Origin of the sequence: Streptomyces sp. NPDC051183 (genome assembly GCF_040682455.1) — a bacterium.
Classification (GTDB): domain Bacteria; phylum Actinomycetota; class Actinomycetes; order Streptomycetales; family Streptomycetaceae; genus Streptomyces.
In genome coordinates, this window is record NZ_JBFBBA010000046.1 from 17403 (window position 1) to 40779 (window position 23377).

Below are 23377 nucleotides of genomic sequence, written 5' to 3' on the forward strand. Positions count from 1 at the left end.
TGGTGGCGGTTGCAGGCAGGGCAGGACGGCACAGAGGAGAAGACCGCGCATGGATGCTGGGCTCAAGCGCGAGCTGGAGGAGAAGGTCCGCTCCGGCGAGCGGCTGACGCGTGAGGACGGCATCGCCCTCTACGGGTCGGACGACCTGGCCTGGCTCGGTGGCCTCGCCCACGAGGTGCGCACGCGCAAGAACGGCGACGTCGTGCACTTCAACGTCAACCGCCACCTCAACATGACGAACGTGTGCACCGCGTCGTGCGCGTACTGCTCGTTCCAGCGCAAGCCGGGCGAGAAGGACGCGTACACGATGCGCATCGAAGAGGCCGTGCGCCTGGCCCAGGCCATGGAGAACGAGAACCTCACCGAGCTGCACATCGTCAACGGTCTGCACCCGAGCCTGCCGTGGCGCTACTACCCGCGCTCGCTCTCCGCGCTCAAGGAGGTCCTGCCGAACGTCTCGCTGAAGGCGTTCACGGCGACCGAGATCCACCACTTCGAGACGATCTCCGGGCTGTCGGCCTCCGAGATCCTCGACGAGCTGATCGAGGCGGGCCTGGAGTCGCTCACCGGCGGCGGCGCGGAGATCTTCGACTGGGAGGTCCGCCAGCACATCGTCGACCACCGCACCCACTGGGAGGACTGGTCGCGCATCCACCGGCTCGCGCACGAGAAGGGTCTCAAGACCCCCTCGACGATGCTCTACGGGCACATCGAGGAGCCGCGCCACCGCGTGGACCACGTGCTGCGGCTGCGCGAGCTCCAGGACGAGACCGGCGGCTTCCAGGTCTTCATCCCGCTGCGCTACCAGCACGACTTCGTGGACATGAAGGACGGCAAGATCCGCAACAAGCTCCAGGCGCGGACGACGATGGCGACGGGCGCCGAGGCGCTGAAGACCTTCGCGGTCTCGCGCCTGCTCTTCGACAACGTGCCGCACGTCAAGGTCTTCTGGGTGATGCACGGCGTCCAGACCGCCCAGCTCGCGCTCCAGCACGGCGCGGACGACATGGACGGGTCGGTCGTCGAGTACAAGATCACGCACGACGCGGACAACTACGGCACCCCGAACAAGCTGGGCCGCGAGGACCTGCTGGAGCTGATCCGGGAGGCCGGCTTCCGCCCGGTCGAGCGCAACACGCGCTACGAGATCATCCGCGAGTACCCGGGACCGGACGCGGGGCTGCGCGAGACCCCGCAGGCGATGCGCGTCTGAGGTTTCCAGCGTTTGTCGCGGCGTTGAGCCCCGGTCCCCTAGAGGACCGGGGCTTTTCCGTTGCCCGAGGGTCTCGGTAATGACTAGGATTCGGTAATGACCCTTACTTTCACCCTCGATCCGGTCGTCGACCCCGCCCTGCGCGACGGGATCACCGAGCTCTGGGCCGAGGTGTCCAACGCCGGCGGCGCGGTCGGTTTCGTACCGCCCGTCACCGTGGACGACATCCGCCCCGAACTGGTCAAGCACCTCGCGGCGATGGCCGAGGGCCGCCACCGCCTGGTCGTCGGGCGCGACGCGGACGGGCGGGTCCTGGGCACCGCCTTCATCGCGCTCAACACGCACCGGCTCCAGACGCACTGGGTCTGGGTCTACACGGTCATGGTCAGCCCCGCCCTCCAGGGCCGCGGCGCGGGACGCGAGCTGATGGCCGCCGTCGCCGACGCCGCCCGCACGATCGACGGCATCGAGGCCGTCCGCCTCAGCTGCCGCGGCGGGCTGGGCCTGGAGCACTTCTACGCGGCCTGCGGCTACAAGGAGGTCGGCCGCGTCCCCGAAGCCATCCGCGTGGCCCCCGGCGACGACCGCGACGACATCACGATGCTCCTGCCCCTGCACTAGCTTTCGGGGGCCCACCCGGGCCGTACCCCGTCCCGGCCCCTGCGCTGTGGTCCACACTGGGGGTGAAAGCTGCTACAGCCTCAGCAACGGCGGTACGTCGAGACGCTGATCGCCCTGCCCGGGGCCACCACCCGTGTCGAGGCGCCGTTCCCGTTCGAGATCGACCCGGCCGGGCTCGCGCGGGCCGGCCGGGCGGGCTGAGGGCCGGGGGCGGGGCTCGGGCCCGCCGGTGACCCCGGGGGGCTTGCGCAGGGGCCCGGCGTGCTTCACTGGACGGGCACAAACCGACGTAGGACGACGAGAGAGAAGGGGTCACCGTGTCCCTCAAGCCGAGCGCGACGATCCGTTACACCGCGATGCGCCTGGGCATCTTCGTCGGATGCCTCGTCGCCGTCGCCGCGCTGGTGCGCGTGGGCTGGGTGCCCTCCGGACTGGGCGACGCCAACCCCGCCTGGGTCGTGCTGCTCGCCCTCGTTCTGTCCGCGCCGCTCTCCTTCGTCCTGCTGCGCAAGCAGCGCGACGAGATGTCCGTGCAGATCTCCGGACGCGTCGAGGGTGCCAAGGAGAAGCTCGCCGCGAACCGCAGCCAGGAGGACGCGGTGGACGACGCGTCGCGCGCGGCGTAGCGCGGGCCCTCGCACGCGCAGTTGGTTTCATCACACACCGAACCGCCCCAGCAACGGGATCACCGCCCGTAGCGCTGGGGCGTTCCGCGTTTTCGGGGCGCCCTCAACCCAAAGCCTCCCTTTGGGGTTCTCAAAGGTGAAGTGTTAGCGTGTTCAACATGTTGACCGCAGCCGCTGCGCCTTCCGCGCACCCGATGACCCCGAGCGTCCCGCTCGTGGCGCGCCTGCACGTCGACCTCTGCCGCCGCGTGTCCGCGGCCTGTTGCTGTCCGTCGAGCTGAATCGATACAGCAGCGGTCCCGCCCGCCCGGCTCCCTCCGGGTGCTGCCGCACCGCACCACCACCCCACCGCAGAACACCCGGAGAGTGTCCGTGTCCGCGTCACCGCAGGCCCCTGCCGCCAAGGCCAAGGCCTCGTTCAAATTCCCCTTCTGGGCCCAGATAGTCACCGGCCTCGTGCTCGGCGTCCTGCTCGGCTGGCTGTCGCGCAGCCAGGACGTCAGCTGGCTCAAGACCACGCTGGAGCAGATCGGCGACATCTTCGTCCAGCTGCTGAAGCTGGCCGTCGCCCCGCTCGTCTTCTTCGCGATCCTGGTGTCGATCACCAACCTGCGGAAGGTGAACAACGCCGCGCGCCTCGCCTCGCGCACCCTGCTCTGGTTCATGATCACGTCGCTCATCGCGGTCGGCATCGGCCTCGCGATCGGCCTGCTCACCAACCCGGGCTCCGGCACCGGCCTCACCCCGCAGGACGGCAAGCTCCCCAAGCGCACCGGGTCCTGGCTGGACTTCCTGACCGGCATCGTGCCGAAGGACATCATCACGCCCTTCACCGAGCTGAACGTCCTCCAGATCGTCTTCCTCGCCGCCGTCGCCGGCATCGCCGCCCTCCAGCTCGGCGCCAAGGCGCAGCCGGTGCTGAGCCTGGCCGAGTCCGTCCTGGAGCTGCTCCAGAAGGCCCTGTGGTGGGTCATCCGCCTGGCCCCGCTCGGCACCGTCGGCCTCATCGGCACCGCCATCGCCTCGTACGGCTGGGACCTGATCGGCAAGTACGCCACCTTCACCGCGGACGTGTACATCGGCTCCGCGCTCGTGATGTTCGGCGTCTACCCGCTGCTGCTCGCCACGGTCGCCAAGGTCAACCCGGTGCAGTTCTTCAAGGGCGCCTGGCCGGCCATCCAGCTGGCCTTCGTGTCCCGCTCCTCGGTCGGCACCATGCCGGTCACCCAGAAGGTCACCGAGCGCCTGGGCGTTCCGAAGGAGTACGCCTCCTTCGCCGTCCCGTTCGGCGCGACGACCAAGATGGACGGCTGCGCCGCGATCTACCCGGCGCTCGCCGCGATCTTCATCGCGCAGATCTTCGACGTGCAGCTCGGCCTCACAGACTACCTGTTGATCGCCTTCGTCTCCGTCGTGGGCTCCGCCGCGACGGCCGGTCTGACCGGCGCCACGGTCATGCTGACGCTGACCCTCTCCACGCTGGGCCTGCCCCTGGAGGGCGTCGGCCTGCTGATGGCGATCGACCCGATCCTGGACATGATGCGCACCGCGACGAACGTCGCGGGCCAGGCGCTGGTCCCGGTCGTGGTCGCGGCCCGAGAGGGGATCCTGGACAAGGAGGCCTACGCCGCCGCCTCGTCCTCCCCGCTGGACGAGCAGCCCGTCGCCGTCGAGGTCACGCCGGAACCGGTGAAGGTCCCGGTCGGCGTCTGACCGTTCCACGCTCGCCGCAGCCCCTGCCCCCGTCCGGGCGGGGGCTGTGACGTGTCATCCCGCCGTGCGCGCCACGAAGTCGGCCCAGGCGTGGGGGCCGACGGCCAGGTGGGGCCGCCGGATGTCCTTGGAGTCCCGGACCAGGACGGAGGTCGGCGTGTTCGCCACCTCGATGCAGTCTTCGCCATCGCTGCTGTCGCTGTAGCTGCTCTTGAACCAGGCGACCTCTACGCAGGAGTCGCCCTCGCTACCGCTGCTGTAGCTGCTCTTGAACCATGTCGGCTCGGTGTCGTGGATCATGTTTCTCCCAGCACTTGCTCGATGAAAGCCAGCGATTCCTGTGGCGTGAGGGCTTGGGCCCGGATCATGCCATAGCGCAGTTCGAGGATCTGGAGCTGCCTGGGATCGGAGACTGTGCGTCCCCCGTAGGCTCCCTCGGAGCGCCCTACTGCCGTGCCGTCGGCGAACTTGAGGAACTCGATGCCGCCGTCCATCCCGGCATGAGCTTCGCGGTTGTTCGGCATCACCTGGAGGGACGCGTTACGCAACTGGCCCACCTCCAGGAGACGTTCTAGCTGGGCTCGCCACACCATTGTGCCTCCGACAGGACGGCGCAGCGGAGCCTCTTCCTGGACGAAGGTGAGCGCTGGGCCGGGCTCCCGTTCGAAAATGGATCGTCGGGCCATGCGGGCGGCCACGTACTGCTCTACCTGATCCGCTGAGTACGCCGGCTGCCGCATCTCGAACAGTGCCCGCGCGTGCTCTGGGGTTTGCAGGAGGCCGTGTATGGCATGGGTGGCATACACGCCGATCTCGACGGCCTTCGCCTCCATCTTGGCCAGAGCCCGGATCTTCTTCGGGTAGCGGACCTGTTCCAGGTCCACCTTCATTGCCGAGATCCGGCCGCCCGCGTTCAGGACGTCGTCCGCCTTGTCCAGGTACTCGGGGCGGGGGATCCGCTTGCCCGCCTCGACTTTGCGGACCTGGTCCTCGCCGTACTGGATGGCCGCGCCGAACTCGGCCGTCCGCATGCCCGCGGCCTCGCGCCAGGCTTTGAGCTGGCGGCCCAGCGCGGCCACCACCGCAACGCCCTGTTCGTCCTCCGGGTCCACGTCCCAGCCGGGCTCTTCCGTACCGTCACTGTCCACGCTCATGCGCGCCCACCTCCGACGAGCCGATGTCCTCCGCGCCCCGTACCCGTCAGGCCGTTCCGGACAGCCGGGACAGTGCCGGACAACCTCCGGACAAACACGGGACGTACGGGCGGTTCTGCTTCTCACGGTAGGCAGCGACGGCCACGCTCAGTGACGTGAATACTGAAATCCGTGACTCCGGGGGCCGGTTCACGGCCCGGCTCGCCGCCACGCCCCTCGGGGCCCGCCAGGCCCGGCGGCTCGCCGTCGAGAAGCTCGATTCGTGGGGGCTGTCCTCCGAGGACCCCGCGCTCATCGTGGCCGAGCTGGCCGCGAACGCCGTGACCCACGGCCGCGTGCCCGGGCGGGACTTCCGGATGGAACTGGCCCTCGCCGACGGGGTCCTGCGCATCGAGGTGGCGGACACGCGGCGCGACCGTGACCCCGGTATCCGCGACCCGGACGCGGGGGAGGAGGTGGGGCGGGGGCTGCTGCTGGTGAACGCGCTCGCCGACCGCTGGGGCGTGGACCGGGGGCTGCCTCCGTGCAAGGTGGTGTGGGCGGAGGTGGCTCTCGCGGCCGGGTCGCGGGGGGCCGGGATCCGGCGTGCCCAGACGTAAAAAGACCAAAGAACCAGGGGAAAAAACCTACCCACCCAACCCGACCGGCCCTCGTCGCTCGGTTGGGTGAACCGTGCCAACTCGGCTGGATTTCGGACTGATTGGCAGGCATATGCTCGCCCCGACAGCAACAGACATGAGACGGCCCCCGGCGGGACTGGCATCCCGGTCGAGGGCCTGACCAAGCAGGAAGTTCACCCTTCCCCATGGCTCTTGAGCACCCTAGCGCGCCCTCGTGCGCCACGCCCGGAGTTCGATCCGGGACCCCTCGATCCGGTGTCATCCACGTCAACACGTGGCACACGAGTCACTACACCGTGGTCGGCAACCACCTCCTCCAGCACCGGGAGCTGTCGGCGACGGCGATCGGGGTCGCGGCCTACATCCAGTCGCTGCCCGACGGCGCTCCCGTCGGCATCAAGGCGCTCGCCGACCGGTTCCCGGAGGGGGAGATCCGGCTCGGGTCGGCCCTGCGGGAGCTGGAGCGGTACGGCTACCTGGAGCGGCGGCGCGAGCGGCTGGAGGGCGGGCGGGTGGTGACGCGGACGTACTCGTACAACAAGCCTGGGGCCACCCCTGGCGGCCCGCCCCCGCCCCCACCGCCTCCGACGCCTCCTCCTGCACCGCCGCCACGGGACGAGGAACCCCCGCCGCTGCCGCCGGAGCCGGAGCCGCCGACGGAGCCCGCGCCCGTGTCGCAGCGGGTGCACCCCCGGGCCGTCGAGGTGCTCACCGGGCTGCGGCGGTACGATCCGCGGCTGCTGCTGTCCGAGCGGGACGTGGCGCGGCTCGCGCCCGCGATGTCGGCCTGGCTGGAGCGCGGGGTCGATGCGGAGGCCGTCGGGCAGGTGCTGTCGGCCAACCTGCCCGAGCCACTGCGCAGCGCGGCCTCCGTCCTCGGCTACCGGCTCACCGCACTGCTCCCGCCGCCGCTGCCACCGGTCCGGGCAGTCGCTGAGCCGATCAGACGGCGGCCGGACCCGTTCCAGACCTGCGACGGCTGCGAACGGGCCTTCCGCGCCCCGCAGCCGGGAGGCCGCTGTGGCGACTGCCCGCCCGTGGCGTCCGAGGCGGCCTGAGGTGGCGTCAGGGGAGCTTCCACAGGCGGACGGCCTTGTCCATGCCGCCACTGGCGAGGGTGGTGCCGTCCGGGCTGAACGCCACCGAGCGCACGGCGGCGGTGTGGGCGCTGAGAGTGGCGGTGCAGGCGTGGTCGGCGACCCTCCACAGGCGGACGGTGTTGTCGTTGCCGCCGCTGGCGACGGTCCTGCCGTCGGGGCTGAACGCCACCGAGGACAGGGCGCCCGTATGGCCGGGGAGGGTGACGCCGGTGCCGTCGGCGAGGTTCCACAGGCGGACGGTGGAGTCGTTGCCGCCGGTCGCGACGGACTTGCCGTCCGGGCCGAACGCCACCGCGACCACGCCGCCGCTGTGGCCGGTGAGGGTGGTGACGCCGCCGCTCACGATGTTCCACAGCCGGACGGTGCCGTCGTCGCCCGCGCCGGCGACCGTGTCGCCATCGGGGCTGAACGCCACCGACCAGACGCTGGCGGTGTGGCCGGTGAGCGTGTTGACGATGGCGCCGTCGGAGACCCGCCACAGGCGGACCGTGTGGTCCCAGCTGCCGCTGGCGACGCTCTTGCCGTCGGGGCTGAACGCGACCGACCACACGCTGCTGGTGTGGCCTCTGAGGGTGGTGACGCGGGTGGGGTCGGCGAAGGCGACCAGCTGGACGGTGTTGTCCAGGCTGCCGCTGGCGAGGGTCTTGCCGTCGGGACTGAAGGCCACCGAGGAGACGGTGTTGGCGTGCCCGGGGATCGGGAAGACGGCGGACGCGGCGGCGGCCGTCTGCCACAAGGGGAGGGTGCCGTTGCTGGTGCCGCCGGCGAGCATCCTGCCGTCCGGGGCGAACGCCACCGACTCCACCGAGCCGGTGATGTCGGTGAACGAGACCAGGGGGGTGACGCCGCCCGCGCTGCTCCCGCCGCCCGATTCCCGGGCCTTGCCGTCGTCCTTGTCCCCGGCGAAGTGCAGCGCCGCGTACGTGCCGCCCGAGGCCAGGGCCAGCGTGCCCAGACCGGCGAGCAGGATGCTGCGGCGGTTCGGCCCGGGAGCCGAGGGCAGTGCGTCCGGCCGAGTCGAGGGGACGGGCGGGACCTCGGCCGGTGCGGCGGGCGGCGTGGCGGGCGGAGGTGTACGGGGCGCGGCGGCGGGCGGCGTGGCGGGCGGAGGTGTACGGGGCGCGGCGGCGGGTGGCGTGGCGGGCGGAGGAGTCCCCGGCGCGGTCGGGGGCGGCGGCGGGGTCGGCCTTGGCGGCAGGGCGGTCGCGGTGGGCAGGTCGGGCAGCTCGGGCAAGTCGGGCAGGTCCGCGGCCGCCGGAGCGCGCAGCGCGAGCAAGCGCCGGGCAGTGGTCGCCGCATCCGGACGCTCGGCGGGGTCCTTGGCCAGCAGCGCGGAGACGAGCTCCTCGACGCCGGCCGGTACGTCGGCCCGTACCGAGCGCAGCGGCGGCGGGACCTCGTCCAGGTGCCGGCGCATCAGCACCCACGGCTGCTCGGTGGCGGGGAACGGCGCGTCGCCGGTCAGCAGTGCGTGCAGCACGCACCCCAGGGCGTACAGATCGCACCGCGCGTCGACGTGCTCGCCGCGCCACTGCTCGGGGGCCATGTAGGGCGGGGTTCCGAACGGGCGGCCGGTGACCGTCAGCCCGCCCGTGGCGTCGGCGGTGCGGGCGATGCCGAAGTCGCAGATCTTCAGGCGGCCTTCGGTCAGCAGGAAGAGGTTGGCGGGCTTGAGGTCCCGGTGCACCACCTGCTGGGCGTGCGCCGCGGCCAGCGCCTCCGCTGCCTGCACCGCGAGGTCCACCGCCTCGGGCACCGGCAGACCGCCGGGCGAGCGGCGCAGCACCTGCGCGAGGTCCCGGCCCTCCAGCAGCTCCATCACGATGAACAGCCGGTTCTCGTGCTGCCCGATGTCGTGGACGACCGTGATCCCGGGGTGCCGCAGCCGTGCGCCGATCGCCGCCTCGCGCCGGAAGCGCCGCAGCAGTTCCTCCGCCGCGTCGAACTCCAGCAGCACCTTCAGGGCTACGGGGCGTTCGAGCTCGGTGTCGTACGCCTCCCACACCTCGCCGATGCCGCCGTGACCCAGCCGGACGACCAGCCGGTACCTGCCGGAGAACCGCTCTCCCGTCCGCATCCCCGCCCCCTGACGTGCGCCCTACGGCCCGTGGAGGGGCGTCGTGGCGGGCGTGATCCTAACGTGCCCCCGGGCGACCCGTACCACCATCGAGCGGAACCGCCCGGTCCGGGTGCGCGCGACGGATGTCCGCTGCCCGAACAGTGGACCAGCGCCTAGGAGTTGCCGCGGATACGGCGGTAGCGTCCTACAGTGCACTGCATGCCGGTCGCGCTACCCGCGCCGGCGGGCGAGCGCGCTGTGTGGGGGTGCATGGATGGACGGTACGACGCTGGCGGGCCGCTACCGGCTCGGTGGGCGCATCGGCGCGGGCGGCATGGGCGAGGTCTGGCGCGGCCGGGACCTGGAACTGGCGAGAGAGGTGGCCATCAAGGTCATCGCGCAGCCCGGGGACGACAAACTCGCCCAGCGGCTGCGCGCCGAGGCCCGGGCGGCCGCGGCGCTGTCGGACCCGCACGTGGTCTCCGTACACGACGTCGGCGAGACCGTCATCGACAGCCGGACGGTCGTCTACCTGGTCATGGAGCTGGTCGACGGCGCGCCGCTCGGCACCGCCCGCGGCCCGGCGGCCGTCGAGGACGTCGTGCGGTGGGCCGTCCAGATCTGCGAGGGGCTGGCGGCCGCGCACGCCGCGGGCGTGATCCACCGCGACATCAAGCCCGGCAACGTCCTGCTCACCCGGGCGGGCCGCATCAAGATCTGCGACTTCGGGATCGCCCGGCAGAGCGGTTTCCAGGGCCTGACCACGACCGGCTCGGTCACCGGAACGCCCGCGTACATGTCCCCCGAGCAGGCGCGCGGCGAGACGATCGATGCGCGCAGCGACCTGTACGGGCTGGGCTGCCTGCTGTACGAACTGCTCACCGGGACCCCGCCGTTCGTCGGTACGGGCTGGGAGATCCTCGCCCAGCACGCCAACAAGAGCCCGGTGCCCGTGCGGGACCGCCGGCCCGAGGTGCCCGTCGACCTCGACTCGCTGGTCCTGCAGCTGCTGAGCAAGGAGGCCCGCCGGCGGCCCGTCGGCGCGGCCGAGGTCGCCGACCGGCTCCGGGACATCGAGCGGGTGCTGGAGGGGCCGCCGCCCGTCCGAACGGGCCGACCGGTACAGCCCGTTCAGCCCGCCGGGCCGGTGCCCGCGACCCTGACCGCGCCCGTCCCGGAACCCCGCCCGGAGCCCCGGCCGGTGCCGCCCCGTCCCGAGCCGGTCGTACAGCCGCCGTCGGACGGCAGGGCGCCGGCGCTGATCCCCGCGCGGGGTGCGGTCTGGACGGGCTCCGTGGCCGTCGGGGGTGCGTTCGGCGGGGAGTTGGCCTTCTTCACGGTCATCGCCCCCGGTTGGGCCGTCGTGTCGGGCGTCGTCGCCGCACTGCTGTTCTTCGCCTTCGAGGCCGCCGAGGCGAAGAGTCCGCCCGCTGCGAACGAGCTGTCGAACTTCGCGGGTGTGTTCTCGATCGCCGCCGCCGTGGCGATGGGGACGACCCTGATCCTCTACGACGCCCTCCCGTGGTGGGGCGCCGTCCCGATCGCCGTGGCCGCGGCGCCGAGCCTCATGTTCCTCGCCGCCCTCGCCCCGGAGTGGATCACCGGAGGGTCCGGCGCCCATGAGGCCGCCTTCATCGCGGGCAACGCGGCCCTGGTCGGCGGAGTCCTCACCGGGTGGATGCTGCTCGCCACCACCAGGGCCTCGATCTGGATGGCGCTCGGCTGCGGCTTCCTCGTCTGGCTCCTCGGCGGGATCGGCCTGGGCAGGCTGATGCCCCGCCGCCGGCCGGCCGCGCAGGACTTCGGTGACATGATCTAAGGCGGCGGGGGCCGCTGGTTGCCCGCCGCCTTCGTCGCGGCCGCCACCTGCTTCATGTCGTCGGCGTCGCTGCGGTGCAGCGCGAAGATCTTCACCAGGGCGAGCAGGGTCGGCCCGAAGAAGGTGACGGCGAGCACCGGGTGGTCGTTCATGCCGAAGTGCACGGACGCGCCGAGCGTGGCCAGCGCCACCGTCAGGGCGGCGGAAATGCCCAGGACGTGCCTGCGGTGGGCCCGCTGCTGTTCGGCCTGCTCGTTGCGGACGCGTTCCATCTCGGCCCGACCGTTGGCCCGCTCGGCCAGCATCCGCAGCTCGTGCTCGCGCGCCGGCTGCGGGTCCAGCGCGCTCAGCGCGATCGTCAGGTGCTCCGCCGGCAACTGTGCCCACTGCGCGGCGATGTCCAGCGCGCTCGGCCGGTGGGCCGGCTCCGTGCCGATTTCCTCAGCCATCGCTGGCGCCTCCGTCTCCCTGGGGCGTGGGGCCCGCCTCGGCGAGCCGGAGCGACTCGGGGGGCGGGCCGAGTGCGCGGAACAGTGCGTCGAGGCCGGTGGCCATGGTTTCCACGGCGGCCGGGGTGTCGGGTGACTCGGCCACGGCCAGCAGGTCGGGGTGGGCCGGGGGATCCGGTTCGGGTGCGGCCCGGAGCAGCAGCTCCAACTCCTCGGTGCGGCTGTCCCCGTCCCAGCCGCCGGAGATCCGCAGCAGGTCGGTCCGGACGAAGTACGCGGCGCTCGGCGTGAGGTGGAAACGCTTGGTCACGCGCACCGGCCGGCTGCCCCGGACGCACACCATGCCGTCCATCAGCCAGTACAGGTGCGGGGCGGTGGAATCGTCGGCGACGTCCATGGCGACCCTGACGATGTCGGCGCCGGATGCCCGGTAGGCGCCGTCGACCCGGTCCAGGAGGCTTGCGCGCACTGTGTCCCCGCCCTCGATGACTCCGACCACGTCGCCGTTGCAGTACCGGATCGCCGTGTTGAGGGCGGCGGCCATGGTCGGGGCCGTGTTCTCCACGACGCGCACCCGGTCGGGGAACGCCTGGGCCAGATGTGCGCACGTGTCTCCGGTGTTCGGGTCGTCCACGCCCACGAGCAGCAGGATCTCGAAATCCCGCCGCGGGGAGACGAGCAGGTCCCTGAGCGTTACGTCGACGTCCGGTTCGTACCGCAATGGCACGAGCAGCGAGAACTTCACCGGGACCGGACCGGTGCCCGGCGGGTCCGGGACCGGGTCCGGGAGGTCGTACTCCTTGTGCGCCTTGACGAACCTCGGGTGCGGCAGCAGGAGTTGGATGAGCAGTGCGGCGGCGACGAGCGTGATCACGACGGAAATGTCCATGCGCCCCCCTCGGCCACCGCTATGGCGCAGCATCCGCAGGCTCGGGGGAGATTCGGTGTGAAGGGGCTCCGGAGGGGTGTTCAGGTCGGTTACCCGTACGTACATTACCGGCGGTAACCCCTTCGACCCGAGGAGCGCACCCCGTGGATGCCGAGCCCAAGCTCGTGGAGCCCGTCCGGACCGTGGTCGACGGCGTGGTGCGGGAGGTGGCCGTGCCCGCGCTCGCCGCGGCGCCCGCGAGCGGGTCGCTCGGCGACATCCCCTTCCACAACGCCCGCGAGGCGCCCGGCGAAGCCGTGCTCGCCCGCAAGCAGCGCGACGGGAGCTGGCGGGACGTCACCGCCGCCGAGTTCGCGGCCGAGGTCCTCGCCGTCGCCAAGGGGCTGATCGCCGAGGGGCTGCGGGAGGGCGACCGGCTGGCCATCATGGCGCGGACCACCTACGAGTGGACCCTGCTGGACTTCGCCGCCTGGGCCGCCGGGCTCGTCACCGTGCCGATCTACCCCACCTCCTCGGCGCTCCAGGCGCGCTGGATCATCCACGACTCGGGCGCGGTCGCCTGCGCCGTCGAGGACACCGCCCAGGCCCGGATCATCAGCGCCGAGCGCGCCAACCTGCCCTGGCTGACCCACCTCTGGGAGTTCGACACCGGAGCCGTGGACCGGCTGGTCAAGGCCGGGGAGCAGGTGCCCGACGCCGTCGTGCAGGCGCGCAGGGCCGCCCGTACGCCGGACTCCGTCGCCACGCTCGTCTATACCTCCGGGACCACCGGGCAGCCCAAGGGGTGCGTGCTGACCCACGCCAACTTCTTCGCCGAGGTGGACAACGCGGTGGAACTGCTCCACCCCGTCTTCCGGGCGGCGAGCAAGGACGAGGCCTCGACGCTGCTGTTCCTGCCGCTGTCGCACGTGTTCGGGCGGATGGTCGCCGTCGGCTGCCTGCGGGCCCGCGTCAAGCTCGGGCACGCGCCGAGCATCAGTACGCAGGACCTGCTCGCGGACCTGGCGGGCTTCCGGCCGACGTTCCTGCTGGCGATCCCGTACGTGCTGGAGAAGGTCTACAACACCGCCCGGGCGACCGCCGAGAAGATGGGCCGGGCCTCCTCCTTCGACCGGGCGTCCCGGATCGCGCAGAGCTACGGCGAGATCGTCGAGGGCAAGCGCCCCGGGCTGGGCCTGCGGGCGGCGCGAGCGGTGTACGACCCGCTCGTCTACCGGCGGATCCGCGCCGCGCTCGGCGGCCGCGTGCGGTACGTACTGAGCGGCGGATCCCCCCTGGGCCGACGCCTCGCCGCCTTCTACACGGGCGCGGGCATCGACGTCTTCGAGGGCTACGGCCTGACGGAGACGACCGCCGCCTCGACCGTCACCCCGCCGCTGAGGCCCCGGCTCGGCACCGTCGGCTGGCCGCTGCCGGGGACCGCCGTACGCATCGCCGACGACGGGGAGGTGCTGCTGCGCGGGGCGCACGTCTTCGCCGGCTACTGGAACAGCCCCGCGCAGAGCGGCGGCGGCGCGGGCTGGCTGGCGACCGGGGACATCGGCGAGCTCGACGCCGACGGCTACCTCACCATCACCGGCCGCAAGAAGGACCTGATCATCACCTCCGGGGGCAAGAACGTCGCCCCCGCCCCGCTGGAGGACTGGCTGCGGGCGCATCCCCTGGTCGGCCAGTGCATGGTGGTCGGCGACAACCGGCCGTACATCACCGCGCTGGTCACCCTGGAGCCGGAGGGCCTCGCCCACTGGCGCCAGATGCACAAGAAGCGGGACGTTCCCATAGCCCAGCTGGCCCGGGACGAGGAACTGCGGGCAGACCTCCAGCGGGCGGTGGACGAGGCGAACCGGCTGGTCTCGCGCGCGGAGTCGATCCGCCGCTTCGTCGTCCTGCCGGGGGACTTCACCGAGGAGCGGGGCCACCTGACCCCGTCCCTGAAGCTCAAGCGCGGCGCCATCGCCCGCGACTACGACCGGGAGATCCAGGAGCTGTACCGCCAGGAGCGCTGACTGGGCAGGCGGGGGCGCGGGAGCCCGCTTATGGTGGGCTGACCGGTTCGGGGGGCCACCCGAGGAGGGTGCAGTGCACCGTTCCCGTTCCCGCACCCCTTCCCGGACCCCTTCCCGCGCCCGGGCGGCCGGCGCGCGTGCCCGTACGGCCGGCTCCCGTGCCCGTGCCCGTACGGTCGGGGCCGCTGCCTGCGTGCTCCTGGCCGCCTCGCTCGGCGGAGCCCCGGCCCCCGGCCCCACCCCGTCTCCGACGCCCCCCGCCGGCGGCCAGCGCATCCGGTGGGGGGAGTGCCCCGAGCAGCCCGTACCCGCCGGGATGCGGTGCGGCACCGTCAGCGTGCCGCTCGACCACGCCGCCCCCGCCAAGGGCACCGTCAAGGTGGCCCTGGCCCGGCTCCCGGCCACCGGCGGCGGCAAGCGCCTCGGCTCGCTGCTGCTGAACTACGGCGGGCCCGGCGGCCCCGGGATCTCCTCCCTCGCGGGCGATCCGGGCCTCTTCGCGGAGCTGAACAAGCGCTACGACCTGATCGCCTTCGACCCCCGCGGGGTCGGCCTCAGCGAGCCCGTCAGCTGCGGCGGATCCCAGGCGGTGGAAGAGCAGGTGCCCGACGACGCGGCCTCGCAGCTCGCCGCCCTGCGCGCGGTGGCCAAACGATGCGAGCTGGCCTCGGGCCCGGTCCTCCCGTACATAGGCACCGTGAACGTCGCCCGCGACATGGACGTCATGCGCCGGGCCCTCGGCGACAAGAAGCTGAACTACCTCGGCTTCTCCTACGGCACCCGGCTCGGCGCGGTCTACGCGGCGCTGTTCCCGCGCACGACCGGCCGCATGGTCCTCGACGGCGTCGACACCCTCACCGAACCGCTGGCCGAGCAGGCGCTCGTCTCCGCGCGCGGCCAGCAGCGGGCGCTGGACAACTTCCTCGCCTGGTGCACCCACCGCAAGGACTGCGTCTACGGCACGAACACCCGCAGCGCCAAGGAGAAGGTCAAGGCCCTCGTGGAGCGGCTCGACCAGGAGCCGCTGACCGGCGAGGACGGCTCGTACTTCACCGGGCAGGACGTGGCCGCGACCATCGGGACCGCGCTGTACTCCAAGCGCCTGTGGCCCCACCTCGCACAGGCGCTGGCGATGGTCGAGCGGGACCGCGACCCGGCGGGACTGCTTGAGCTCGGCGGCCTCTCGGAGCCGCCGGAGCCGGCCGACGACGGGGAGCCCAGCAAGGTGCCCGCGGACAACGCCGATGCCGCGCTGGTGGCGGTGAACTGCGCCGACGACCCGGACCGCGGCAACGACAAGGCCACCCCGGCGGCCGTCCAGCGGGAGATCGAGGCCCTGGAGCCGCAGTTCCTGGCGGCGTCCCCGATCTTCGGGCCGGGGCAGCTGATGACGGTGCTGTCCTGCTACGGGCGCCCCGCCGGCACCGACTTCATCCGGAAGATCGACCGCCCGGCCGGCGCCCCGCGGATGCTGCTCGTCGGCACCCGGGGGGACCCGGCGACCCCGTACGAGTGGACGGAGGAGACGGCCGGCCGGCTCGGCTCGGCGGTGGTCCTGGACTACAAGGGCGACGGCCACACCGGCTACGGGTCCTCGGCGTGCGTGCGCGGGTACGTGGACCACTTCCTGGTCGACGGACGGCTGCCCGGCGGGACGCGGTCCTGCCCCGCCGGAGAGTGAACGCACCGGCGGGGCGGGGTGTTGGGTGGCGCTGGGCGCTGCCTAGCAGTTGGGGCGCGCGGAGCGGCCGGCGAAGCGGTCCGCGAGCCAGTTCCCGGCCGCCAGGGACTGGGTGATCACGCCGCTGACGTGCTCACCGATCCAGATGGTGTCGAACTCGACGTTCGCGCCCCTCGCGCACCAGTCGGAGCGCAGCTGGCGGCCGACGGCGTACGGGATGAGCTCGTCGCCGAGCGCGTGGTACTGGAACACCGGCGCGGCCGGGGCGGTGCGCCCGAGCCTGCTCTGGTTCAGGCGGGCCTGCCAGTCCGGCTGGGCGAGCGGATCGCGCGTCGTCAGGTCGGAGATCCGCTTGAAGGAGCCGGCGATGGCGTCGATGGCGACGCAGTTGTCCTTCATGCCGTCGACCAGGGCCTTGCCGGCCGGGTTGAGGTAGGAGTCGAGCTTCAGCTCGGGGAAGGCCGCGTCCTGCCCGGCGGCCGCCATGAAGATGAGGCCGGAGCCGTAGGAGCCGTTGTTGAACTCGGCCACCTTCAGCAGGTCGGCCGGGACGCCGCCCGTCGCGGTGCCCTTGACCTGCAACTCCGGTGCGTACGAGCCCTGCAGCTCGGCCGCCCAGCTGCTGGCCTGGCCGCCCTGGGAGTAGCCCATGATGCCGACCGGGGTGTTCGCGGAGAGCCCGGTCTCCGGGAGGCGGGTCGCGGCGCGGGCCGCGTCGAGCACGGCGTGGCCGGCGGAGGGGCCGACGGTGTAGGTGTGCACGCCCGGGGTGCCGAGGCCCTCGTAGTCGGTGACGACGACGGCCCAGCCGCGCAGGGTGAGCTGCTGGATGAGATTGGCCTCCATGGCGGTGCCGTACGGGAGGTTGTTGCTCGGCGCGCAGGAGTCGCCCATGCCGACGGTGCCGACGGCGTACGTGATGAGCGGGCGCGGGCCGGTGCGGCCGTCCTGCGGGACGACGACGGTGCCGGAGACGACGTTCGGGGCGCCGTCGGCGGTGGTCGAGCGGTAGTGGATCTTCCAGGCCTTGGTGTTGGTGGGCTGGCCGGGCAACGGGTGGAAGGCGGACGGGGCGCTGCTGACGATGTCGCCGGGGCGGGCGGCGCCCGTGGTGGATGCGGCGTCGGTGGCTGCGGCGTCGGTGGCGTGGGCGGTGGCGGCGGGGATCCAGGCCGAGAGGGCCAGGGCGGCCATGGCGGCGAGGGCGGTGCTTCGGAAACGCATGGGCGGCTCTCCCAAGGGTCCGTGCGGGGGTAGTGAGGAGAAAGTAGTGACCGACCGGTAGGAAGGTCGCTGACCGTGCAGCTCACCTTTCCTGACCCGGGATCCCATACGGGGCGTGCGACCGCGTCGTGCGAACCGCGTCGTGCGAACCGCGTCGTGCGACCGCGTAGTGCCGTCAGCGCTCCGACGCGATGTGGTCGATGCGGTACGCGCCCGGGGTCGTGCCCGTCCAGCGGCGGAAGGCGCGGTGGAAGGCCGTGTCCTCCGAGAAGCCGAGCCGGGCCGCCAGCTCCGCGATCGGCTCGCCGCTCTCCGCCAGGCCCGCGATCGCCGCGTCCCGCCGGACGTGGTCCTTGAGCTCCTGGAAGGACGTGCCCTCCTGCCGGAGCCGGCGCCGCAGCGTCGCCGGGGACACCGCGAGGCGCGCCGCGACCTCCCCCAGCTCGGGCAGCCGCGGCGAACTGCGCAGGTGCCGCGTCAGGGTCCGGCGTACCTGCTCCGCCACGGTGGTCCCGTACTCCGGCCGCGACAGCAGGTCGAAGGGGGCCCGGCGCAGCATCGCGTCGAGCGCGGGCTCGTCCCGTACGAGCGGCGCGGTCAGCCAGTGCGCGTCGAAGGCGGCGCCCGTCAGGTCCTCCCCGAAGCGGACCGGGCAGTCGAACAGGACCTCGTACTCGTCCTTGTGCGGCGGCGGGGGATAGGCGAAGGCCGCGTACGCGAGGGGGATGCGCCGCCCGACCAGCCAGCTGCTCAGCCGGTGCCAGATCGCCACCACGCACTCGGCCAGGAAGCGCTCCTCGTCGCGCGCGAAGTCGTTGCGTACGGTGAACCGCGCCCGGTCGCCCGACACTTCGAGCGAGAGCTCGGGCCCGCCGGGGAAGAGCCCGTAGAACGCGGCCGCGCGCTGGGTGGCCGCGCCGAGGTCGCGGCAGCCGAGCGCGGCGTAACACATCATCGCGAAGGTCCCGGGCCTGCTCGGGACGGACGACAGCCCCAGGAACTCGTCCTGGGTGGTCCGGTACAGCGCCCGGAACAGGCGGGCGAACTGCGCGGGCGTGATCCGCGCCCGGTCGTCGCCGAGCAGCAGCGGCGGTATCTGCGCCTCCTGGAGCAGCGGCACGGTGTCGATGCCGCCGCCGCTCGCACCCGCGAGCACGGCGCGCACGTGGTGCACGGTGATCGTCCGCCTCCCCATGGCTCCGACGGTAGCCGCAATGAGCGCTGGGGTCAGCGGGGGTGACGCTTCCGGTCATGCCGGATGCCGTACGGGGGTGCCTAGCGTCAGTGGGGACGACGATCCCGTTCCTACGACCGGTACCACCCCAGGGAGGCGAAGCCGATGGACGCTGTGCGACCGCAGACACTGGCGGTGTTCACGGAGTGGACGGGCGAACGGTACGGCGGGGAGACAGCCCTGCGCTTCCGGGAGGGCGAGGGCTGGAGCACCCTCACGTACGGGGAACTGCGCGCCCGGGTACGGGAGGTCGGGCGCGCGCTGCTCGGCCTCGGCGTCGCCGCGGGGGAGCGTGTCGCGGTGCTGGCGGAGACCCGCCCGGCGTGGACCTGGACCCACTTCGGGGTGATGGCGGCGGGCGCGGTCCTGGTGCCGGTCTACCCGACGGCGGGGGACGAGGAACTGGCCTGGGTGCTGTCGGACTCCGAGGCGGCGGTGGTCGTCTGCGACGACGCGGCGCAGGCGGCCCGGGTGGAGGCGCTGCGGGGGCAACTGCCGAAGCTGCGGCGGGTGGTGGGGATGGACGGGTTGGGGGACCGGGACGGGTTGGGGGGTCGGGACGGGGACCTGGACCTGGACCGGGACCCGGTATTCGCGTCCGAGGCCGAACTCCTCGCCCGGGCCCGCTCGGTGAGCGCCTCCGCCGACGCCTCGATCGTCTACACCTCCGGCACGACGGGCCTGCCCAAGGGGTGCCGCCTCACGCACGGCAACCTGGGCGCGATCCAGGACGCGACGCTCCCGCTGATAGCGGGAGGGCCGGGGGACTCCACGTACCTCTATCTGCCCCTGGCCCACCTGCTGGCGCAGCTGATCCAGTTCACCACGCTGCTGGAGGGCGGGGAGCTCTGCTACTTCGGGGGGCGGATCGAGGACGTCATCGCGGAGCTGGCGGTCGCCCGGCCCACGCACCTGCCGTCGGTGCCGAGGCTGTTCGAGAAGCTCCACTCGGTGGTGCTGTCGCTGGCGGAGTCCCGGGAGGGCGGCCGGGAACGCTTCGAGGAGGCGGTGCGCCTGGGGGTCCTGGCGGCGGAGGGCCGCCTGCCGGCCGCCGACCGCGAGGCGCACGAGGCGGCGGAGGAGTCGCTGTACTCCCTCGTACGGGCGGCGTTCGGAGGTCGCCTGAAATGGGCGCTGACCGGCGGCGCCCCGATCGCCCCGGCGACGCTCGACTTCCTGCGGGCGTGCGGGATCTCGGTCTTCGAGGGGTACGGGATGACGGAGTCGGCCGGCGTCATCAGCCTCAACCACCCGGCCGGGGTCCGCTACGGCACGGTGGGGCGCCCGATCGCGGGCTGCGAGGTCCGCATCGCGCAGGACGGGGAGATCCTGGCCCGGGGCCCGATGATCTTCCCGGGCTATCACGGCAACGAGGAGGCGACGGCGCAGACGCTGGACCCCGAGGGCTGGCTCCGCACGGGGGACCTGGGCGAACTGGACGCCGACGGCTACCTCACCATCACCGGGCGCAAGAAGGAGCTGATCATCACCTCGGCCGGCAAGAACATCACCCCCACCGAGGTCGAGTTCGCGATCCAGCGCTCCCGCTACGTGTCCCGGGCGGTCATGATCGGCGACAACCGCCCCCACCCGGTGGCCCTGATCACCCTGGACGCGGAGGAGATCGCCGCCTGGGCCACCCGCGAGGGCCTCGCCCTCACCCCCGCCGAGGCCCCGACCCACCCGGCGGTCCGAGCCCTCATCGAGGAGGCGGTCACGACGGCCAACGCCACGGTCTCGCGCCCGGCCCGCATCCGAGCCTTCGCGATCCTCCGGGAGGACTTCACCATCGAGGCGGGCACCCTGACCCCGACGCTGAAACTCCGCCGCGCGGCGGTGGCGAAGCGGTACGCGGGGGAGATCGCGGGGTTGTACGGGGGTGGCGGGTCGGGGGTGTGAGGGCCGGGGCGGGAGCGGGGTTTTGCGGTGCTGCTCCTGAGCGGGGGCGTTGACGGGTTTGGGGGGTTCCCGTCAGTCCCAGCGTCTCTCCGCGTCGGTCCACCCTGTCAAGGGCGCTCCTTCGTCGCGTCGCTGCGCGATGTCGCTGCGCTCCACCCTTGACAGGCCGGCCCGCCACGGAAAGACAGGACTGACGGGAACCCCCCAAACCCGTCAACGCCCCTACACACCCCCCGCCCCCCTCAGTTCTTCAGCTTGTCCGCGATCAGCTTGTCGAAGGCGTCCGGGGTGATCGAGTCGATGCCCACCCCCGAGTTCAGGGTGATCTTCGTGCCGTTGATCAGGACGTTGGGGGTGCCGTTGATGTTCTCGTCGTAGAACGCCTTGCCGACCTTTTCGACCCAGGGCATGTACGTGAGCTCCTTGACCGCCTGGTTGAAGGCGGGCGTCCGCAGGCCGGGGACCTGGTCGGCCAGTTCCAACAGGGTCGCGGTCGAGCCGAACTTGTCGTCCGACTCCTTCGCCGGGTGGTTCTTGTAGAGCACCTGGAGGTACTCCATGAACTTCTCCGGGCTCTCGTTCACCGCCGCGCCCAGGGCGTTCACGGCGCGCTTGGAGCCCTTGCCGCCCAGGGAGCCGTCGAGGAACGTCGCGAGGTGGTACTCGACGCGGTACTTGCCCGCGTCCGCCTGTTCCTTGAAGGTCTTGCCGAGGCCGGTCTCCACGCCCGCGCAGTACGGGCAGCGCGGGTCCAGCCAGACCGTCAGTACGTTCTTCGCGTCGGCCTTGCCGTACGGGACGACGATGCCGTCCTTGCCGGTGGTGTTGGCAGGCCGGACGAACGGCTTGCCGGTCGCCTCGTCGGATCCGGAGGACCGGTTCGACGCGTAGAGGCCGGCGCCGACCGCGATGGCGAGCACGGCGACCAGCGCACCCCCGACCATCAGGCGTCCGCGCAGCTTCGCACGCCTGACCTCGGCCTCCCGCTCCGCGCGCAGCCGCTCGCGGGCTTCGCGCCGCTGGTCGTTCTTCTTGCTCGTAGCCATAACGACCAGGGTAAGGAGGTGAAATCGGAGAAACCGGGGGTCATTGGGGTGTTTCGGGCAGGGACTTAGGGCCTGAACCCCTCCGGACTTCCGTCCCGGACCGGAAGGAGGGTGAAGTCGAGACGAATGGTGCGTCACAACTGCCGGGGGGACGGCGAGTCGCTTCCGAATACCTGATAGACAGGGAATATGAGCGGCCCGATCGGCCGCTCAAGTTTGCGTTTGTACGCATGACGGCAGCCTTGGGGGGATCGCCGCACTGTGAAGCCTCTTCACCGTCACCTCGTCAACACCTCGCGCAAGGTCCTGTGCACCGCCGCGCTCGCGGCCAGCCTGACCACCGCCGCGGTCGTGACCAACACACCGACCGCCGATGCCGGGGAGGCCGAGCCGACTCCGGACAGCCCGCAGGCCACCGACCGCGGTGACGCCCGGCTGGAACTGCCCGACCTGGTGGCGGACCCGCCGCTGCCGCCGGGTGCCACGACCCCCGAGGGGGCGGCCAGCGGCATACCCGCGACCGCCCTCGACGCCTACCGCAGAGCCGAGATCTCGGTGGCCGCTGCCCTTCCCGGCTGCAAGCTGCCCTGGCAACTCCTCGCGGGCATAGGCAGGGTCGAGTCCGTTCACGCTTCCGGTTACGGGCTCAAGGCCGACGGGTACACCGAGAAGCCGATCCGCGGACCGCGCCTGGACGGCAACGGGTTCGCCGAGATCCGGGACACCGACAAGGGCGAGTGGGACGCGGACGCGGTGTACGACCGCGCGGTCGGCCCGATGCAGTTCATCCCCTCCACCTGGCTCACCTGGAAGGCGGACGGGAACGGGGACGGGCAGCGCGACCCGAACAACATCTACGACGCCGCGCTCGGCGCCGGCCTCTACCTCTGCGCGGGAGGCCGCAACCTCTCGGACGCGAGCCAGCTCGACCGCGCGGTCCTGAGCTACAACTACTCCCGCGAGTACGTGAACACCGTGCTCGGGTACATGCGCCAGTACCAGGCCGGGGCGGCTCAGGTGCCGAACCCGCCCGCGGGCAACTACCCGACCCCGACGCCGCCGGGCACCCTGCCGACCCCGCTGCCGCCGATCTCCAAGCAGCCTGTCACGCCCCCGGTCACCCCGCCCGTGACGCCTCCGGTGACGCCGCCGACCGTACCGCCGGAGAAGCCGACCCCGGCCGCGCACCTGGACAAGCTGGAGCTGTTCGACGCCGCCGAGCTCAAGGCCGAGGCCGAGTCCGCCTTCGCGCAGGCCCCGAAGGCCAGGGCGCTGCTGAGCGACGGCAAGCCGGCCGTCGGCCAGACCGTCGTGTTCGCCGTCGAGGAGGACACCACCGGCGGCACCGTCTTCACGGCCGACGGCAAGGACTTCGCGGTGGTCACCACCGACGCCCAGGGCGTCGCCGCGGTCCCCGCGCTGAAGGCGGGCTTCAAGGCGGGCGGCTTCACCCTGCGGGCCACGGCGTACGACGCCTCGCGCCAGCTCACCACGAAGCTCACCGGCTCCGTCACGCCGAAGCCGGTCCCGGTCGCGGACCTGCTGGCCCGTACCGACGACGGTCCGAAGGTGCCGGAGGCGGAGACCGGCAAGAGCTTCACGGGCCTGCAGTTCCTGGCCACGGCCAAGGGCGAGCCGGTCCCGCTGGCGAAGGCCACCGCGGGCCTGGTCGAGAAGAACGCGGCCGAGGAGTGGGTCCCGGTGGACCCGGCGACCGCGAAGGGCCCGTTCTTCAAGGGCAAGGACGGCGAGAAGCTGACCACCCTGGAGCTGCCCGCGACCGGCGACGACGGCAGGATCGCCCTGCCGGAGCTGTTCACCACGGACGTGGCCCCGGGCACGTACACGCTCCGCGTGAGCATCTCGGACAAGGTCTTCGCGATCGTGGAGCTCAAGGTCACGGCCAAGCCGGAGACGACCCCGACGCCGAGCCCGTCGCCGAGCGCGAGCCCGTCGCCGAGCGCGAGCGCGACGGCGAGCGCCTCGAAGGCCGCCCAGTAGTCCTGTCGGCAACGGCCGAGGGC

At 72.3% G+C, this 23377-nt stretch carries 19 protein-coding genes; 11 read left to right on the forward strand and 8 right to left on the reverse strand.

Annotation, left to right across the window (positions count from 1 at the left end; translation table 11 throughout):
- The first annotated feature begins 49 nt into the window (after positions 1 to 49).
- The 4 genes from mqnE to AB0M99_RS31265 all read left to right on the forward strand — a co-directional run bounded on the left by mqnE (position 50) and on the right by AB0M99_RS31265 (position 4173).
- Positions 50 to 1213: an aminofutalosine synthase MqnE gene (mqnE, locus tag AB0M99_RS31250; RefSeq protein ID WP_365926388.1), complete on the forward strand. Its 1164-nt coding sequence runs from the start codon at positions 50 to 52 to the stop codon at positions 1211 to 1213.
- Positions 1214 to 1309: 96 nt separating this feature from the next.
- Positions 1310 to 1834 (forward strand): GNAT family N-acetyltransferase, encoded by a 525-nt coding sequence (locus AB0M99_RS31255; protein WP_365926390.1) that lies wholly within the window; start codon positions 1310 to 1312, stop codon positions 1832 to 1834.
- A 317-nt stretch (positions 1835 to 2151) separates the two neighbouring features.
- Positions 2152 to 2460, forward strand: a complete 309-nt coding sequence (locus AB0M99_RS31260) for a DUF4229 domain-containing protein (protein ID WP_365926392.1) — start codon at positions 2152 to 2154, stop codon at positions 2458 to 2460.
- A 372-nt stretch (positions 2461 to 2832) separates the two neighbouring features.
- Positions 2833 to 4173 carry a dicarboxylate/amino acid:cation symporter gene (locus AB0M99_RS31265; protein ID WP_365926394.1) on the forward strand — a complete coding sequence of 447 codons (1341 nt, stop codon included), beginning with the start codon at positions 2833 to 2835 and terminating at the stop codon, positions 4171 to 4173.
- 54 nt (positions 4174 to 4227) lie between these two features.
- Here the strand turns inward: AB0M99_RS31265 and AB0M99_RS31270 are convergent, their stop codons facing one another.
- Entirely contained in the window at positions 4228 to 4473 is a 246-nt protein-coding gene (locus tag AB0M99_RS31270; protein ID WP_365926396.1) for a DUF397 domain-containing protein, read from the reverse strand.
- Entirely contained in the window at positions 4470 to 5327 is an 858-nt protein-coding gene (locus AB0M99_RS31275) for a helix-turn-helix transcriptional regulator (protein ID WP_365926398.1), read from the reverse strand. The genes AB0M99_RS31270 and AB0M99_RS31275 overlap by 4 nt, the downstream gene beginning before the upstream one ends.
- A 155-nt stretch (positions 5328 to 5482) precedes the next feature.
- Here AB0M99_RS31275 and AB0M99_RS31280 point away from each other — a divergent pair, with 155 nt between their 5' ends.
- Positions 5483 to 5926, forward strand: coding sequence for an ATP-binding protein (locus tag AB0M99_RS31280; protein ID WP_365926400.1), 444 nt, complete (start codon positions 5483 to 5485; stop codon positions 5924 to 5926).
- Positions 5927 to 6243: 317 nt separating this feature from the next.
- Positions 6244 to 7005 carry a helix-turn-helix domain-containing protein gene (locus AB0M99_RS31285; RefSeq protein WP_365926402.1) on the forward strand — a complete coding sequence of 254 codons (762 nt, stop codon included), beginning with the start codon at positions 6244 to 6246 and terminating at the stop codon, positions 7003 to 7005.
- A gap of 7 nt (positions 7006 to 7012) precedes the next feature.
- Here the strand turns inward: AB0M99_RS31285 and AB0M99_RS31290 are convergent, their stop codons facing one another.
- Positions 7013 to 9124, reverse strand: a complete 2112-nt coding sequence (locus AB0M99_RS31290) for a serine/threonine-protein kinase (RefSeq protein WP_365926404.1) — start codon at positions 9122 to 9124, stop codon at positions 7013 to 7015.
- A gap of 256 nt (positions 9125 to 9380) precedes the next feature.
- On the opposite strand from AB0M99_RS31290, the gene AB0M99_RS31295 reads away from it, so the two are divergent.
- The gene (locus AB0M99_RS31295) at positions 9381 to 10925 is read left to right on the forward strand and encodes a serine/threonine-protein kinase (RefSeq protein ID WP_365926406.1); all 1545 of its coding nucleotides are present in this window, start codon (positions 9381 to 9383) and stop codon (positions 10923 to 10925) included.
- Here the strand turns inward: AB0M99_RS31295 and AB0M99_RS31300 are convergent.
- Both AB0M99_RS31300 and AB0M99_RS31305 read right to left on the reverse strand, forming a co-directional pair.
- The gene (locus AB0M99_RS31300) at positions 10922 to 11374 is read right to left on the reverse strand and encodes a hypothetical protein (RefSeq protein WP_365926408.1); all 453 of its coding nucleotides are present in this window, start codon (positions 11372 to 11374) and stop codon (positions 10922 to 10924) included. The two genes, AB0M99_RS31295 and AB0M99_RS31300, sit on opposite strands and share 4 nt — an antisense overlap.
- The gene (locus tag AB0M99_RS31305) at positions 11367 to 12263 is read right to left on the reverse strand and encodes a glycosyltransferase (protein ID WP_365926410.1); all 897 of its coding nucleotides are present in this window, start codon (positions 12261 to 12263) and stop codon (positions 11367 to 11369) included. Before AB0M99_RS31305 ends, AB0M99_RS31300 begins: the two co-directional genes overlap by 8 nt.
- A 143-nt stretch (positions 12264 to 12406) precedes the next feature.
- On the opposite strand from AB0M99_RS31305, the gene AB0M99_RS31310 reads away from it, so the two are divergent.
- Both AB0M99_RS31310 and AB0M99_RS31315 read left to right on the forward strand, forming a co-directional pair.
- Positions 12407 to 14269, forward strand: coding sequence for an AMP-dependent synthetase/ligase (locus AB0M99_RS31310; RefSeq protein WP_365926411.1), 1863 nt, complete (start codon positions 12407 to 12409; stop codon positions 14267 to 14269).
- A gap of 73 nt (positions 14270 to 14342) precedes the next feature.
- Positions 14343 to 15950 (forward strand): alpha/beta hydrolase, encoded by a 1608-nt coding sequence (locus AB0M99_RS31315; RefSeq protein WP_365926413.1) that lies wholly within the window; start codon positions 14343 to 14345, stop codon positions 15948 to 15950.
- Between the two features lie 42 nt (positions 15951 to 15992).
- Here the strand turns inward: AB0M99_RS31315 and AB0M99_RS31320 are convergent, their stop codons facing one another.
- Both AB0M99_RS31320 and AB0M99_RS31325 read right to left on the reverse strand, forming a co-directional pair.
- Positions 15993 to 17174 (reverse strand): lipase family protein, encoded by a 1182-nt coding sequence (locus AB0M99_RS31320; protein ID WP_365926415.1) that lies wholly within the window; start codon positions 17172 to 17174, stop codon positions 15993 to 15995.
- Positions 17175 to 17349: 175 nt separating this feature from the next.
- Complete coding sequence (locus AB0M99_RS31325) at positions 17350 to 18369, reverse strand: AraC family transcriptional regulator (RefSeq protein ID WP_365926417.1); 1020 nt, start codon at positions 18367 to 18369, stop codon at positions 17350 to 17352.
- Between the two features lie 144 nt (positions 18370 to 18513).
- Here AB0M99_RS31325 and AB0M99_RS31330 point away from each other — a divergent pair, with 144 nt between their 5' ends.
- Positions 18514 to 20307, forward strand: coding sequence for an AMP-dependent synthetase/ligase (locus AB0M99_RS31330; RefSeq protein WP_365926419.1), 1794 nt, complete (start codon positions 18514 to 18516; stop codon positions 20305 to 20307).
- Between the two features lie 242 nt (positions 20308 to 20549).
- Here AB0M99_RS31330 and AB0M99_RS31335 read toward each other — a convergent pair whose 3' ends face one another.
- Positions 20550 to 21353: a thioredoxin domain-containing protein gene (locus AB0M99_RS31335; RefSeq protein ID WP_365926421.1), complete on the reverse strand. Its 804-nt coding sequence runs from the start codon at positions 21351 to 21353 to the stop codon at positions 20550 to 20552.
- A gap of 261 nt (positions 21354 to 21614) precedes the next feature.
- Here AB0M99_RS31335 and AB0M99_RS31340 point away from each other — a divergent pair, with 261 nt between their 5' ends.
- Positions 21615 to 23354, forward strand: coding sequence for a hypothetical protein (locus tag AB0M99_RS31340; protein ID WP_365926423.1), 1740 nt, complete (start codon positions 21615 to 21617; stop codon positions 23352 to 23354).
- Positions 23355 to 23377: the final 23 nt, after the last annotated feature.